At 61.8% G+C, this 16,589-nt stretch carries 10 protein-coding genes; 7 read left to right on the forward strand and 3 right to left on the reverse strand.

Going from position 1 to position 16,589, the window contains the following annotated elements; all coding sequences use genetic code 11:
- Window positions 1-9: 9 nt before the first annotated feature.
- The 3 genes from RIG82_09075 to RIG82_09085 all read right to left on the reverse strand — a co-directional run bounded on the left by RIG82_09075 (window position 10) and on the right by RIG82_09085 (window position 3,195).
- Entirely contained in the window at window positions 10-1,302 is a 1,293-nt protein-coding gene (locus RIG82_09075) for an efflux RND transporter periplasmic adaptor subunit (protein MEQ9461088.1), read from the reverse strand.
- Window positions 1,299-2,540 (reverse strand): TolC family protein, encoded by a 1,242-nt coding sequence (locus tag RIG82_09080; GenBank protein ID MEQ9461089.1) that lies wholly within the window; start codon window positions 2,538-2,540, stop codon window positions 1,299-1,301. The genes RIG82_09075 and RIG82_09080 overlap by 4 nt, the downstream gene beginning before the upstream one ends.
- Window positions 2,541-2,787: 247 nt before the next feature.
- On the reverse strand, window positions 2,788-3,195 hold the full coding sequence (locus RIG82_09085) for a hypothetical protein (protein MEQ9461090.1): 408 nt from the start codon (window positions 3,193-3,195) through the stop codon (window positions 2,788-2,790).
- A gap of 552 nt (window positions 3,196-3,747) precedes the next feature.
- Between RIG82_09085 and RIG82_09090 the strand changes: the two genes are divergently transcribed.
- Genes RIG82_09090 through RIG82_09120 form a run of 7 tightly spaced genes read left to right on the forward strand, consistent with a single transcriptional unit; the run spans window position 3,748 to window position 16,567 of the window.
- Entirely contained in the window at window positions 3,748-6,867 is a 3,120-nt protein-coding gene (locus RIG82_09090; GenBank protein MEQ9461091.1) for a DEAD/DEAH box helicase family protein, read from the forward strand.
- Window positions 6,860-8,752, forward strand: a complete 1,893-nt coding sequence (locus RIG82_09095; GenBank protein ID MEQ9461092.1) for a DUF262 domain-containing protein — start codon at window positions 6,860-6,862, stop codon at window positions 8,750-8,752. Before RIG82_09090 ends, RIG82_09095 begins: the two co-directional genes overlap by 8 nt.
- Before the next feature lie 15 nt (window positions 8,753-8,767).
- Window positions 8,768-11,716, forward strand: coding sequence for a site-specific DNA-methyltransferase (locus RIG82_09100; GenBank protein ID MEQ9461093.1), 2,949 nt, complete (start codon window positions 8,768-8,770; stop codon window positions 11,714-11,716).
- A 2-nt stretch (window positions 11,717-11,718) separates the two neighbouring features.
- Window positions 11,719-13,260, forward strand: a complete 1,542-nt coding sequence (locus RIG82_09105) for an RNA-directed DNA polymerase (GenBank protein MEQ9461094.1) — start codon at window positions 11,719-11,721, stop codon at window positions 13,258-13,260.
- Entirely contained in the window at window positions 13,248-15,359 is a 2,112-nt protein-coding gene (locus RIG82_09110; protein ID MEQ9461095.1) for a 3'-5' exonuclease, read from the forward strand. The genes RIG82_09105 and RIG82_09110 overlap by 13 nt, the downstream gene beginning before the upstream one ends.
- Before the next feature lie 30 nt (window positions 15,360-15,389).
- Entirely contained in the window at window positions 15,390-15,857 is a 468-nt protein-coding gene (locus RIG82_09115) for a hypothetical protein (GenBank protein MEQ9461096.1), read from the forward strand.
- A 26-nt stretch (window positions 15,858-15,883) separates the two neighbouring features.
- Window positions 15,884-16,567, forward strand: coding sequence for a hypothetical protein (locus RIG82_09120; GenBank protein MEQ9461097.1), 684 nt, complete (start codon window positions 15,884-15,886; stop codon window positions 16,565-16,567).
- The last annotated feature ends 22 nt before the right edge of the window (window positions 16,568-16,589 follow it).

Below are 16,589 nucleotides of genomic sequence, written 5' to 3' on the forward strand. Positions count from 1 at the left end.
ATGGTTGGTTTAGTGAGCGTGCCCGGCATGTTCCAAGGCTCCGCGGTTCATCTCGGCCTTGAGGGCAAAGCCGTTTTCCACGACCACCCGCTCGCCGGTTTTCAGACCCGACAGCACCTCGGCAGTGTCGCCCGTGCGTTGCCCGATCCGCACCGGCCGCGCCTCAAAGGCCCCGTCGTGCTCCACAAACACGGCCGTCTGCCCGTCGAGGTCCTGGATCGCCGAGATCGGCACGACCACTTTGGCCTGGCTCGAAGCCGTGGCGATTCGGCCGGTTACAAAGACGCCCGGACGCCAGACGCCGTCGGGGTTCGGAAGCACCACCCTGGCGTTGGCCGTGCGGGTCCGTTCGTCCACGGCCGGGCTGACAAACGCCAGAGTCCCCGTCGCGTCGGGCAGGCCGTGTCCGAATTCGATGCGGACTTTTTGCCCGCTCCGCACAGACATCAGCTCGCGTTGATGCACCGTGAGATCGACCCATACGCTCGACAGGTCCGCCACAACAAACGGCACCTCGTCGGGCTGATCGGACACGATTTCGCCGAGGGTCAGGTGCCGTTCAATCACGACCCCACCCAAGGGAGCACGCAGCTCGAATCGATCGAGCGCCGTGTTCTCGGCGGCGGCCAGGACCTTGAGCTGCTCATCCATCTGGCCCAGGGCGAGAAGGCTTTGCTCGGCCAGGTTCAAAGCAATCTCAGCCTCGCGGAACGCTTGACGCGCTTCGAGGACTTGCCGCTCGGTGCCGATACGGTCTTTGAGTAGCCGCTCGTCGCGGGATAAGGATTCACGGGCCAGCTCCAGCCGGGCTTGGGCCGCCAAGTACTCACTTCGCGCCGCGGCCAGCTCACGGCTGCCGAGGATCGCCATCACGTCGCCCGCGGCGACCTGATCGCCGACGCTGAAACGCACCTCACGCACTACGCCCGCCACGCTCGGCGTGACGTGTGCCAAGCGGTCCGCGTTGAACACGACCTCGCCTGGCAGGCTGGTGGTACGAGTGATTGTTCCGGGTCCAACGGGCGCGACGACGATCCCGAAGTCCTTCATCATCGCCGGGCTGACCGTGAGGCCTTCTTCTTCCTCGCCGTGGTCGTGCCCGGCGTGTTCGTCCGCTTTGGCTTCGGCCTCGTGATCGTGGCTCGCGTGTTCATCCGGTTCGTCGTCGTGCTCGGTTTCGGCGGCGTGGTCGTGGCCGTCGTGGTTATCTTGGGCCCCGACCGAGACGACCGAAGCGCCCATGAGGAAGACGACGACCGCCAGCCCGGCGAGCCAATGGGGGGAGGGGATAGAAAGTTTCATTGCGGTGTTTCCTGTGGCGTGATTGCAGAGTTGGACGGCGGCAGCGGGCTGCCGATCAGACCTTCGATCTCGGCGGCAGCCCCGTGGTATTCCGCCAGGGATTCGAGGTGCTGTTGACGTAGGTCAATGAGGGTGCGATCGGCGTCGAGCACGTCGATGAACCCGAGGTTGCCCCGGTCGAAAGCCTGTTGGATGTCCCGATAGGCGGCCTCGGCGGGGGGGAGGGCGTCGCTACGCAACGCGAGCGCCTCCGAACGGGCGTTGGCCAATCGGGCGTACGCGGCCGTCAATGTGGCGGTGAGCCGCAGCTCGATCGCACGCTGTTGGTTGCGGGCCGACGCCACGCCGAACCGAGCGGCCAGAATGTCCCCCTGGCGGCGGTCGAAGACCGGCAGCGGGATCGAGGCTCCCGCGACCAGGGCGGTGTCATCGCTTTCGTTGAACCATCGGAAGCCCAGGCCTGCGGTGAGGTCGGGCACCGCTTCGGCGCGGGCCAGCTCGGCCTCAGCCTGACGGCTGGCGATCTCGACCGCGTACCGGGCCACGTCGGGGTTCTGGCCAACGAGGGCGGTCAGCGCCTCGATCGTGGGGATCGGATCGACGTGTTCGAGGTCGCCTTGGACCTGCTCAAACCGCGGTTCGTTGCTGCCCCAGGTCAGGGCCAAACGAACGCGGGCGGTTTCTAACTCCCGTGTCGCGCGTTGGTGTTCGATCCGGGCCAGAGCCACCGGCACGGCGGCCCGCGACTGTTCGACGGCCGCGGCGTCTCCCGCAGCCACACGACGCTCGATGGAGTTGCTCACTCGCTCGGCCAGAGCTAGGGAATCTTGGGCCAACTCGGCCCGCTTCTGGGCCGCCAGCAGATCGATGTAGCGCTGCGTGACTTCGGTCAATAGCGCAATCCGGGCGGCTTCGTAGTCCCAGCCGACCAATCGGCCTTCGAGTTCCGCGAGCGCTTGTCGGCGGCGGACGTCGCCGCCCAAAGGGAATGTCTGGCTGAGGCTGAGTGTCGCCTCGGCCCCGTCTACGCCGTCCAGCTCGTCGCTCCCGGCGAAGTTTTCCAGCTCGAAACCCAGCTCGGGGTTTTGCCAGAGCCCGGCTTGCACCACGCGGGCTTCGGCCGCTCGGATGTCGTAAGCAAAGCCCGACAACTCCGGGTTGCTCCGCAGGGACGCGGCGATCGCGTGGGCGAGCGTAAGGTCACCTGCCGGTTCGACCGCGTCGGGTCCAGGCCGCACGTCGTCGCTTGGCGGCCGTGGATCGGGGCGAAACGTCGCCACCTCCCGCGCTAGGGGCCGCGCTTCTGGGTAAAGGTTTTTGTCAAACGGGTGGGACGCGCAACCGCTGATCCCGAGGAGGGCGGTACTAACCGCCAAGCCGCACCAATGGCGCATGGCATTTTCCTTTCGCTGTTTTTTGGGCAAACCAACAAGCCGCCGACCGACGGCCGGGGCATTGTTTACAAGGTAAAAATGGCTTGCAACGCTAGACTAACAGCACGATGCTGCGCAGCGCAAGTGAATATCGCGTGCCGGGAACCGGCACAGCGGGAAGGCTGCTAAGACACAGATCGGTTCGCAGCTCGATGTCGTCGAGGACGAATAAAACTTGCGGGATGGGCTCGGAAGACGAAGGGCCGATTAGGTCGATCCGGTCCCGGATCAAGGCCTCGGCGACCCAATCCAGAGCGGTGTCCTCGCACCCCGGATCACCGAGCTGCTCGTGGGCTTCGGTGTGTCGCTCAATGCCGTTGTGTTCAGGGTGGGCCACCTCGATCATCGTGTGGCCGTCGGCCGCGAGGCAGTTCACCCAGAGGCCGCCGGGCATCAGCACCGTCGCGACGACCGCGAGGTACGCCAGCACGCGTCCCAGGTTATTTCGAGTAGAGCCCATACGCTTGTCACTCTATCAATACACGTTCCGACCCGCAAAGATTCGATAGTCCAATGAGCAGATCTAGGTCAATTGAACATAATATCTATCTGGGGACGTGTAAATGCATAGCCAGCCTTGTTTTATCGAGAAACTGAAGACTTCTGCTTATCAACTGCTCATCTCCACTCCCGTGGAGGCTGATTTTCGCTTCTGGCCGAGACGAACGCTTCGATCGCTCGGCATGAGATTCATGTACTCGCTTGGATTCCCCCGTAGTTCGAGAGGGCCAGAACTCTCTCGCGAGAACCGAAGTGCTGGTCTTGGCGTGGACCGCTGACCGGCAGGCGGGTGACTCCCCAGCGGATTTTCTGCTCTGACCGATCGCTGCAACCTAGGACAATCTAGTGCTTTCGTCGTTATTCACGCGACCCGGTCCTAGGCCTGTTGGGCATTTGAACTTGGATGCTTGTGGTCGATAGGCTGCCGTTAAGCGATAAGCTCAATGAGCCCGTTTCTGCAGGAACCTCACTTTGCTAAGGTGATTGGCTCCTAGAGCCCCCGGGGTCACGCATGCCCGATTTCTTCAAGTCGCCGATCCTGAACTCGCCCTACGACTACCCCAGCCAGCACTGGGAGCTCGATGAGGCGGGCCAGCCAACATCCAGAACCCTCGACGAGCGGCGTCGCGCGGATTTCATCACGCCGATCCCGAAGGCCAAGAAACAGGGCAAGAAGAAGTCGAAGCAGGCCGCGATCGTCTTCGATGAGGCGACGCAGGTCGGCTCGGACGGCCAGAAGTACGAGAAGACTGCCCAGACGATCAACGCCCTCCGCCAGCGGGTAGATGCCTGGCGGGCCGAGCCTGACCCTAATTCTTGGGGGGTCACCCCGGAGACTGCACGCCTGCTGAAGCACTGGCGGTCTCACGCGTTTACCGACATCCGCCCCTTCTTCTGTCAGATCGAGGCCGTCGAGACCGCGATCTGGCTAACCGAGGTGGCTCCTAACCGCCCCGCAGAGAAACGCACGTTCATCGACTACCTGGACGACGCCAACGAGAGCGCGAATCCGGGTCTGCCGCGGCTCGCGCTCAAGCTCGCCACGGGTGCCGGCAAGACCACGGTGATGGCCATGCTCATCGCTTGGCAGACAATCAACGCCGTCAGGCGGCCGAACCGCAAGAACTTCACGCGTGGGTTTCTGGTGGTCGCCCCGGGCATCACGATCAAAGACCGGCTCCGGGTGCTCCAGCCCAATGACCCCGACAGCTACTACAAGACGCGTGAGCTGGTGCCGACTGACATGCTCCCGGACCTGCTCAAGGCCCAGATCGTCATCACCAACTATCACGCCTTCAAGCTGCGCGAGCAGACCGATGTCTCCAAGGGCACCCGAGCGGCCATCGAGGGCTGGCGTGGCGAGTCGATGCAGACAACCGAGACCGAGGGCCAGATGCTCCAACGGGTCATGCCCGGTCTCATGGGGATGAAGAACGTCGTGGTGCTCAACGACGAGGCGCACCACTGCTACCGCGAGAAACCCGGCGACCCGGACGAGGAGACCGATCTGAAGGGTGACGACAAGGCCGAGGCCGAGACCAACGCCAAGGCCGCTCGCCTCTGGATCAACGGCCTGGAGGCCGTGAAGCAAAAGCTCGGGATTCGGCGGATCTTCGACCTCTCCGCCACCCCCTTCTTCCTGCGTGGGTCCGGCTACGCCGAGGGCACCCTGTTCCCCTGGACCATGAGCGACTTTTCGCTGATGGACGCCATCGAGTGCGGCATCGTCAAGCTCCCCCGCGTCCCCGTCGCGGACAACAGCATCCTCAAGAAGCACAACTACAACCAGAGCGACATGCCGATGTTCCGAGTCCTCTGGGAGCACATCGGCAAGCACATGCCCAAGGGCAACCGGACGACCACCAAGGGCTTGACGCCGGAGAAACTCGAGACGCCGCTGATCACGGCCCTGGACGCCCTTCATGGCCACTACGCCAAGACCTTCGACCTCTGGCAGCAAGAGGGCATCAAGTCCCCGCCCTGCTTCATCATCGTCTGCAACAACACCGCCTCGTCCAAGCTGATCTACGACTTCATCGCCGGCTACGAGCGCGAGAACGAGGACGGGAGCACGACCCACGTTCCGGGACGTTTCGAGCTCTTCCAGAACCACGACGAGCACGGCAACCCGCTCGCCCGTCCGCGGACCCTGCTGATCGACAGCGAGCAGCTGGAGTCGGGTGAAGCTCTGGACAGCAACTTCCGCAAGATCGCCGCGACCGAGATCGAGCAGTTCCGCAAAGAGATCATTGAGCGGACCGGCAATCGGGCCGAGGCCGACCGCATCATCAACGACGACGCCGCAGTGCTCCGCGAGGTCATGAACACCGTGGGCAAGCCCGGCCGCCTGGGTGGCGACATCCGGTGCGTGGTCTCGGTCTCGATGCTCACCGAGGGCTGGGACGCCAACACGGTCACCCACATCCTCGGCGTGCGGGCCTTCAAGACCCAGCTGCTCTGCGAGCAGGTCATCGGCCGCGCCCTTCGCCGGCAATCCTACGAGCTCAACGAAGAGGGCCTGTTCAACGTCGAGTACGCCGACATCCTGGGCATCCCCTTCGACTTCACCGCCAAGCCCGTGGTCGCCCCGCCGCAGAAGCCCCGCGAGACAGTCCATGTAAAGGCAGTCCGCCCCGAGCGTGACCACCTGGAGATCACCTTCCCCCGGGTTCAGGGCTATCGCGTCGAGTTGCCCGATGACCGGCTCGAAGCGGAGTTCACGGACAACTCGACCTACGAGCTCACCCCCGAGGCGATCGGGCCCTCGATCACCGAGGTCCAGGGGATCATCGGCGAGGGCGCAAGCCTCGATCTGGGCCACACAGAGGACCTGCGTCGCTCCACGATCCTCCTGCGCCTCACCAACCACCTCATGAGGTCGAAGTTCCGGGACGGCGACGGCGACATCAAGATCCATCTCTTCGGTGATCTCAAGCGCATCACCCGGCAGTGGCTCGACCACCACCTGGTCTGCCGGGGCAACACCTACCCGGCCCAGATCCTCTACCCGCAGATGGCCGATATCGCCTGCAATCGGATCAACGACGCCATTGTCAAACGGTTCGCCGGCGAGAGGGCCGTTAAGGCCGTTCTCGACCCCTACGTCCCCTCGGGTACGACGGCCGCGGTCAACTTCAACACCTCCAAGACCGAGCGATACGACACCTCAGGCCCGCCCCCGAAGTGCCATGTGAACTGGGTCGTGCTCGACAGCGACTGGGAGGCGGAGTTCTGCCGCGTCGCCGAGGCCCACCCCCGTGTGCACAGCTACGTCAAGAACCACAACCTCGGCTTTGAGGTGCCCTACCTCACGGGCCCCGACCCCAGAAAGTACCGCCCGGACTTCATCGTCCGCATCGACGACGGCCGAGGTGAGGACGACCTGCTTAACCTCGTCGTCGAGATCAAGGGCTACCGGGGCGAGGACGCCAAGGAGAAGGCCAACGCTATGACCGCCCGCTGGGTTCCCGGTGTCAACAACCTGGGCGGCTTCGGCCGCTGGGCCTTCGCCGAGTTCTGCGACCCCTGGGATATGCAGATGGATTTTGCGGCGGAGGTTGAGAAGTACTTCAACGACATGATCGATTCAACGCTCTCAAGCACCATCAAGACGGGGGCTACGGATGTTTGATTCCACCAAGGAAGACCTCAAGGACATCCTCAAGAAGGTCGACGAGGGCAAGCTCCAGCTCCCTGACTTTCAGCGCGACTACGTCTGGGGTGAGGATGATGTTAAGAGCCTGATCGCTTCGATCGCCAAGGGCTTCCCCGTGGGGGCGTTGCTCACGCTGGAGACTGGCGGGGAGGTCCACTTCAAACCGCGCGTCCTCTCCGGGGCACCCGATCGCGGCCAGGACCCCGAGGAACTGCTTCTCGACGGCCAGCAGCGGATCACGAGCCTGTATCAGGCGCTTCACGCCGACAGCCCCATGAAGACCAAGACGGCCAAGGGCGTCCAAGTGGAGCGGTATTTCTTCATCAACATCGAGAAGGCCGTCGCCAACGCAGCGGACATCGAGGATGCCATTGTCGGCGTGCCAGCCGACCGAGTGCTCCGCCGGGACTTCGGTCGCGAAGTTGTCCTCGATCTCTCGGAGCGCACGGCCCAGTTCGAGCAGAACCTGTTTCCCCTGAACCAGGTCTTCGACCGCGATGACTGGATCTACGACTGGCGCGACCATGCTCGCGCTCAGAACCGCGATATCGACGAACTCGAGCGCCCCTTCGTCCGTGGCGTGATCGACGCCATCGAGCGCTACAAGATGCCGATCATCCGGCTGGACAAGCGCAACAGCCGGGAGGCCATCTGCCTGGTCTTCGAGAAGGTCAACGTCGGCGGTAAGAAGCTGGACGCCTTCGAACTGGTTACCGCGGTCTACGCCGGGGAGGGTTTCGACCTCCGGCATGACTGGCTGGGGCCGACGGGCCGCCCCGAGGAGGGGCGTCGTGGCCGTCTGCACGGGGGCGCTACCCCGCGTCGCGTCCTGAAGCACATCGGCAGCGTCGACTTCCTCCAGGCCTGCACGGTCCTGCATACCCGGGGCCGCCGTCTCGAGGCCGAAGCTCAAGGCAAGCAGGGTGCCGATCTCCCCTATGTCACCTGCAAGCGTGACGCCCTGCTTGCGTTGCCCCTTGTTGCCTACAAACAGCACGCCGACGATGTCGAGGAGGGCTTCATCCAGGCCGCCCAGTTCCTCAATGAGCTGAAGATCGTCCTCGATCCCGATGTCCCCTACCCGCCGCAGCTCGTGGCTCTGTCGGGCATGTTCTCCGTCCTCGGCGACCGCGCCCACAACGCCGCCATCCGGGAGAAGCTTCGCAAGTGGTTCTGGTGCGTCGCCCTCGGCGAACAGTACGGCTCGAGCACCGAGAGCAAGATCGCCCGCGACATCCAGGAGATGGCCGGCTGGATCCTCGATGAGGGTGATCTGCCCCGCTCGATCGACGAGGCCATCTTCCAGCAAGACCGTTTGTACACCCTGCGCAGCCGCAAGTCGGCGGCTTACAAGGCCATCTCGGCCCTGCTCATGACGCGCGGGTGCCAGGACTTCATCTCCGGCCAGGGCTTCGAGTTGATGACCTTCCATGAGGCCAAGGTCGACATCCATCACATCTTCCCCCAAGCGTGGTGCAAGAAGCAGGGGATCGATCGCAAACGCTACGACGCGATCGTCAACAAGGCCCCGCTCTCGGCGAAGTCGAACCGCATCATCGGCGGCCGTGCGCCCTCGGTGTATCTCAAGACCATCGAGTCCGCCCATGGCCTGACCACTGACCAGCTCGACGCCATCCTCCGCACCCACCTCATCGAGCCTGAACTGCTCCGGAATGATGATTTCGAGGGCTTTATGGCCTCTCGCACCGAGGCTCTGACGGGTCTCATCGAGCAGGCCCTCGGCAAGCCGGTCGTCCGCAGCCAGGGGCACGACGAACCCGAACTCGACATCGACGACGACGAAGATCTGATGGAGGCGTACGAAAGCGACGCAGCTCGCGAGGACCTCCAAGTCTCCTGAGGACGCGAACCATCCATGGCCAAGAAGAAGTCCAAGAAAACCCCCACCAAGAAAACCGTCCAGACCCTCACCCACGGCGAGGCGTCGCGGAAGAACATCCCGACCGCGGAGTTCCAGTCGGTCGTCGCCAAGGATGACCTGGCCCCTAAGCCCGTCGGCTACGAACGGCCGGGCGGGGAAGCCGCCGAGGCCATGCAGGACGAGCTCCAGGGCCGCAATCCCGATCTCGACCCCCAGCTCGTCTGGCGGGGCAAGGACCTCCAGGACTGGTCCGACCTCGTCGTCCAGGCCCCGCCGCTGTTCATCCAGGAGAAGGTCCACCCCAAGGTCCTGGTCGATGACCTCCGCCGGCAGACCGAGGCGGCGGAGATCGCCCGCAAGATGGCCGACAAGGCCGAGTCCGGCTCCTTCGGCACGATCGACGACCAGCTCGACATGTTCGCCGACTTCAACGGCATCCCCGACCACGCCGACGCCAAGACCGAGTTCTACGCCCACGACGCCAACTGGACCAACCGGATGATCCTCGGCGACTCGCTCCAGGTCATGGCGTCCCTCGCCGAGCGTGAGGGCCTGCGCGGGCAGGTCCAGTGCATCTACCTCGACCCGCCCTACGGCATCAAGTTCAACTCCAACTTCCAGTGGTCCACCACCTCCCGCGACGTCAAGGACGGCAAGGCGGACCACATCACCCGCGAGCCCGAGCAGGTCAAGGCGTTCCGCGACACCTGGCGCGACGGCATCCACTCCTACCTCACCTACCTTCGCGATCGCCTCACCGTCGCCCGCGACCTGCTTCACGAGTCCGGCTCGATCTTTGTGCAGATCGGGGATGAGAATGTTCACCGCGTCCGGGCGGTGATGGATGAGGTGTTTGGTGAGGAGAACTTCTGTCTGCTTATCTTCTTTAAAAAGACAGCGGGTGACACAAGCACACTTATGCCCGCGATGGGTGACTACATCCTTTGGTATTCAAAAAACAAGACGAGTGCCAAATACCGGCCGGTCTATGTTGAGAAGCAACTTGGCGAAGGCTCTGGCAGCTTCTACACACAGCTCGAAGCGGAGGACAGTTCAGGCACCCGTCCCATGACAACCGACGAACGGCAGAACCCAAAGCTGGTACCAGATGGATGGGAGCCCTTTACGAGCGCTGACCTGAAGCGACAAGGCAGAAGTAATACGGCTACTTTCAGCTACGAATACGAGGGGCGGAAGTACCATCCAGGATCCAACCGCCAGTGGAAGACAAATCGGGCGGGATTAGATCGTCTCAATGCTGCGGGATGGCTCTATCCAGTAAATGCAAACCTGCGTTACAAACGATTTTTCAAGGATTTCCGCGTAAGTATGCTCGGAAACATGTGGACCGACACGGAGACCGGTAGCTTCATTCAAGACAAGGTTTATGTTGTTCAAACCGGAACCAAAGTGGTCGAGCGTTGCCTCCTCATGGCCACCGACCCTGGGGATCTCGTCCTCGACCCGACCTGTGGCTCCGGTACGACCGCCTACGTCGCCGAGCAGTGGGGCCGGCGGTGGATCACCATCGACACCTCTCGCGTCTCCCTCGCCCTGGCCCGCGCCCGGATCATGGGGGCCCGCTACCCCTACTACCTCCTCGCCGACTCCAAGGCGGGCCAGCTCAAGGAGGCCGAGCTCACCCACACCGAGCCCTCCACCGCCCCGACCCACGGCAATGTTCGGCACGGCTTCGTCTACGAGCGCGTGCCCCACATCACGCTGAAGTCCATCGCCAACAACGCCGAGATCGACGTGATCTGGGAACGCTACCAGGCGAAGCTCGAGCCCCTGCGCGAGCAGCTCAACCAGGCCCTCAAGAAGACCTGGGAGGAGTGGGAGATCCCCAGGGAAGCCGGCGACGGCTGGAGCGATAAGGCGAAGGCTGCCCATGCCGACTGGTGGAAGCTCCGCATCCAGCGGCAGAAGGAGATCGACGCCTCCATCGCCGCCAAGGCCGACTCCGAGTACCTCTACGACAAGCCCTACGAGGACAAGAAGACCGTCCGCGTCGCCGGCCCCTTCACCGTCGAGTCCATCTCGCCGCACCGGATGCTCGGCGTGGACGAGAACGACGAGATCATCGACCCCCTCGACAAGCTCGCCAGGTCCTCCGGCTCGGGCGGATACGGCGCGAAGGACGCCGACGCCTTCATGCAGATGGTGATCGAGAACCTCCGGACCGCCGGCGTCCAGCAGGCTCACAAGGAGGACCGCATCGAGTTGACCTCGATCACCCCCTGGCCCGGCAGTTACATCGCCGCTGAGGCCCGCTACGACGAGTCCGGCACCCAGCGTCGCGCCGGGATCTTCATCGGTCCCGAGTTCGGCACGGTCTCCCGCCAGGAGCTCGTCAACGCCGCCCGCGAGGCCGGCGACGCCGACTTCGATGTCGTCATCGCCTGCGCCTTCAACTACGAGGCCCACACCACCGAGTTCAGCAGCCTTGGCCGGATCAAGGTGCTCAAGGCCCGGATGAACGCCGACCTGCACATGGCCGACGACCTCAAGAACACCGGCAAGGGCAACCTCTTCGTGATCTTCGGCGAGCCGGACATCGACATCCTCCCGCCCGAGGACGCCCCCGAGACCGCGAGCCCCGCCGACTACGACCAGATCCGCGTGCGGATCAACGGCATCGACGTCTTCAAGCCCCAGCTGGGCAAGGTCGAGTCCTCGGAGCCGGATGAGATCGCCTGCTGGTTCATCGACACCGACTACAACGAGGAGAGCTTCTTCGTCCGCCACGCCTACTTCCTGGGCGCGAGCGACCCGTACAAGAACCTGCGGACGACCCTGAAGGCCGAGATCAACGCCGAGGCCTGGGACTCCCTCAACAGCGACGTCAGCCGCCCGTTTAAGAAACCCGCCAGCGGCCGGATCGCGGTGAAGGTGATCAATCATCTTGGGGATGAGGTGATGAAGGTGTTTAGGGTGGAGTAAATATGACACGTCTTTTAGACCTGATCAAAGATAGCTCGCAAAGTGTTTTAACGATGTCGTCGGCAGATGCTCGCCGCTTTTTCATGAAGCCGAGTAGCTATTGCAATATCGATCTCCCGAATTACTTCGACTTCTCCAAAATACTGATATCTGTTTCAGAGTACCTTAGAGAAGGCAGAATCAGCGATCACTCACAGAGAATTAGAGAACAAGATGGGCTAAACTATCGCGTGCTAGTGAATAAGGATGGAGGATATGCCTGGCGACCCCTGGAGATCATTCATCCAGCTATTTACTATGATCTAGTTCAGGCTGTAACAGAAGAGACCAATTGGACCGTTATTGGGTTTGCACTATCTGAGTATCAGGGACACAGCAACATCGAGTGCTTGAGCATACCAGTTGAGTCACTCTCTGCTGAATCGGATAGGGCCGAGCAAATCAGTAAATGGTGGGCTGGTATCGAGCAACGATCCGTGGAGTTATGCCTAGACTATTCAACCGTAGCCCATACCGATATAGTAGACTGCTATGGATCTATTTATACGCATTCGATAGCCTGGGCGCTCCACTCTAAAGAACACGCGCAGGCAACTCCCAGAGACATGGACCTGGCAGGCAATCAGATAGATCGTGCTATTACATCGATGCGTAAGGGACAGACCAATGGCATACCGCAAGGATCTGTCCTTATGGACTTTATTGCAGAAATAGTCCTATGCTACGCTGACTCATTGCTTGCGAAATCGATCAACAACTCACATCCTCAATTAGACTATAAAGTACTTCGATACAGAGATGATTACAGAATATTCTGTAATTCTGACGAGGATTGTGCTGCGATACTTAAAAAACTAAGTGAAGTTCTGTCGGGACTTGGCATGCGGCTTAGCCCAGCCAAGACTTCAGTCAGTACCGATCCGATCAGTGTTGCGTTGAAAAGAGACAAGATGGCGTGGTTGCGTAATGAATGGATTGGAGCCGCGGGTAAGGATTTGACTATTGAAAAACATGCGATAATAGTCCATCAGCACCTCGTCGATCACCCCAACGCAGGCAGTGGCATTCGTTCTCTTGGTGACTTGAACAGCCGAGTCCACGCCCTAGATGATTTGAAAACAGCGATGGAAATCATATCCATAGCTACTGATATTGCCCACAGGAACCCCAAAACCTATCCAATCATCGCTTCGCTCATTAGTAAGCTGATGAGGTTTCTTCCGACAGACCAGTCAAGATCTGAGACGGCATCACGTATACATCGGAAGTTTCGCGATATTCCGAATACGGGCTATTTGGATATCTGGCTCCAACGATTTACGAGGGCATATGCATCGAATATCAAGTTTAATGATCCGCTATGTGATTCAGTTATAGATCCAGCTACAGAGCTATGGAATAGTTCATGGATCAAGACTCCAGAGCTAAAGCAGATACTTAATAATACGCCGATAGTTGACCAAGAACGTCTCGCTAAAATGGATGACGTCATCCCGCCTGATGAAGTTGCTCTATTCATTGAGCGCGCTGCTTGGGCATCGTAAAGCTTATGAACTTCCTCCTCGCCGACACCTTCACCTCCAGCCTCGCCAGGCTCACCGGCGAGGAGCAGAAGGCCGTCAAGACCACCGCCTTCGACCTCCAGACCAATCCCGCCTCACCCGGCCTGAGCTTCCACAAGCTCGACCGCGTCAGGGACAAGAACTTCTGGTCCGTTCGCGCGAGCCTGGACATCCGGATCATCGTCCACCGCACCGACGAGAGCCTGATGCTCTGCTACGTCGACCACCACGACAAGGCGTACGACTGGGCCGAGCGCCGCAAGATCCAGCGGCACCCCAGGACCGGGGCCGCTCAGCTCGTCGAGATCCGCGAGCGCGTCGAAGAGATCACCATCCCGACCTACGTCGAATCGTCCGAGCCCAAGAGACCGAAGGCCAAGCCCCGGCTCTTCGACCACCTCACCGCCGATGACCTGCTTGCTTATGGCGTTCCCGAGGAGTGGATACCCGACGTTCAAGAGGCCACCGAGGACACGATCTTCGCCATCACCGACCGCCTCCCCACCGAAGCGGCTGAGGCTCTTCTCGAGCTCGCCACCGGCGGCACTCCCACCCCCGCCGCAACGCTGCTTGCCGAGACCGAGCACGCCGGCTTCGAGCACCCCGACGCCCAGCGACGCTTCCGGGTCATGTCCAGCTCCGAGGAGCTTCAGCAGGCCCTGAGCTACCCCTGGGAGAAGTGGACCGTCTTCCTCCACCCCTCTCAGCGTGAGCTGGTCGAAAAGGCCTACGCCGGCCCGGCCCGCGTCGCTGGTAGCGCCGGCACCGGCAAGACCATCGTCGCCCTGCACCGAGCCGTCTACCTCGCCCGAACCGCCCCGGACGCCAGGGTCCTCCTGACCACCTTCTCCCGCACCCTCGCCCGAGCCCTGCGGATCAAGCTCGACCGCCTGGCCGGCAGTGAGCCCACGGTTCTGGATCGCATCACCGTCCGCGCGATCGATGAGGTCGGCCTGGACCTCTACGAACAGCACCACGGCAAGCCGACCCTCGCAACCCCGGCGATGATCCAGACCCTCCTGCGTGAAGCGAAGAAACAGTCCCCCGACCTCAAGTTCAGTCTCCGCTTCCTGGAGTCCGAGTGGAGCGATGTCGTGGACGCTTGGCAGCTCACCACCTGGGAGGCCTACCGCGACGTCGCCCGCCTCGGCCGCAAGACCCGTCTGGGCGAGAAGCAGCGTCAACAGGTCTGGGAGGTCCTCAGCCGCCTCAAAAGCGAGTTGGAAGGCCGAGGCCTGACAACCATGCCCTCGGTCTTCGCCGCCGCCGAGCAGGCCATCAGGGGCCGGGAGACGCTCCCGTTCACCCATGCCGTGATCGATGAGGCGCAGGACATCAGCGTGCCCCAGCTCCGCCTGATGGCTGCCCTCGCGGCCGATCGAGGCGACGCCCTTTTCTTCGCCGGCGACCTCGGCCAGCGGATTTTCCAGACGCCGTTTTCCTGGAAGTCGCTGGGCGTCGATGTCCGCGGCCGATCGCAGACCCTGCGGATCAACTACCGCACCTCCCAGCAGATCCGCGAACACGCCGACCGGCTCCTGCCCCCCGAGGTCACCGACGTCGACGGCAACAAGGACACCAGGAAGGGCACCATCTCGGTCTTCAGCGGCCCGGCCCCGGAGATCGAGATCCTCGAGACCGAGGCCGGCGAGATCGAGACCGTCTCCGGCTGGCTTACTCGCCAGATCGAGTCGGGCCTGCCTGCCGAGGAGATCGGCGTCTTCGTCCGGTCGCCAGCCCAGCTGCTGCGGGCCCACGCGGCCATCAAGACCGCCGGGGTCGATGCTTTTGATCTCGACGGCCAGAATGACCTCGAGCCGGGCCACATCGCCGTGAGCACCATGCACCTGGCCAAGGGCCTCGAGTTCCGGGCCGTCGCAGTGATGGCCTGTGATGATGAAGTCATCCCCCTGCAGGAGCGGATCGAGGCCGTCGCCGACGAGGCGGACCTGGAGGAGGTCTACAACACCGAGCGGCACCTACTCTACGTCGCGTGCACCCGAGCGAGGGATCATCTGCTCATTACGGGGATCGACCCGGCGTCGGACTTCCTCGCCGACCTCACCGTGACAAGTTCTTGAACCGCTATGACGAGCGGATATCCTTGGGTCATGGCCGAACAGAGCCCAACCCGACGCCCCGGCCGCCCGTCGTCGTACTCCAAAACGCTGGCGGCAAAGATCTGCGCGCGGCTGGCGGAGGGGGAGTCCCTCCGCTCGATCTGTCGGTCCCCTGGTATGCCCTCCCGCCCGACTGTCATGGCCTGGCTCGATCAGCACCCGGAGTTTTTTGACCGGTACGCGCGAGCCCGTGATATCGGCTACGAGCTCCTGCTCGACGAGATCCTGGACATCGCCGACGACGGTCGCAACGACTGGGTCAAGCGCCACGATCCCGAGAACCCGGGTTACAGGGCCAACCGCGAGCACATTGCCCGCAGCCGGCTACGGATTGACACGCGCAAGTGGGTGCTGGCGCGGATGCTGCCGAAAAAGTTTGGGGAGCGAACTGATGCCAAGGTTGGTGGCGAGGTCAAGCTCCAGGTGGTGACGGGGATCGATCGGGCACCGAACCAGTAAATCTCTCAGCCATTTTAGGGCTCGTCGTGGAAGATGATGATTTCGATGTCCGGCGTCTCTTCAGCTTTGAAACGCGCTATAGCTTCGAAGATGGTGACCACGAACTCACCACAGGACAGCTTTTTTGCCCAGCCCAGGATGCTTTTGAAGCTTGGTATGAGGATGCGATTCCAGATTTAGCAGATCCCGAGCTTCCATACGACATCGAATGTCTCTACGAGACGAAAAACAACATCTTCGTCTGGATGAAGGCGCAAATTTGGCACACGGAGTTCGGGACGCGATCCACCGTTTATGAAGGGAAAATTGTTCCCCCAGAAGCGGCAGTCAAGTGGATCATAGCTACCGAAAACAGGCTTCCGCCAACCCTCAAGTCGGCCTGTAGGTCTGTCTCGGATCTGACCCCAAGCCCGGCATCAGAAGCGACCGATGAGGTTGATCAATCAGAGATTCCCAAGACCTCCGCGCTGACCCGCAGCGACAGGATAGTCTTGGTGGCGATTTACAAAATGAATGTTGATGTCCTTGTCTCAATCTCGAACATTGAACAATCTCTTGCGCCCAGTGAAAGACTGAGTCCTAAGACTATAGGCAAATCGATCAAGAGGCTCATAGATCGAGGTTTGGTGGAACGCCCGGAGGGCACTAAGTCTGGTGCTCGTTTGACGATTCAGGGCCGAAGGAAGGCGAGCGAGATCAATACTTCCTGAACTTTACCGTTCCTTTTCCACA

Source organism: Phycisphaeraceae bacterium (genome assembly GCA_040222855.1).
GTDB lineage: Bacteria > Planctomycetota > Phycisphaerae > Phycisphaerales > Phycisphaeraceae > Mucisphaera.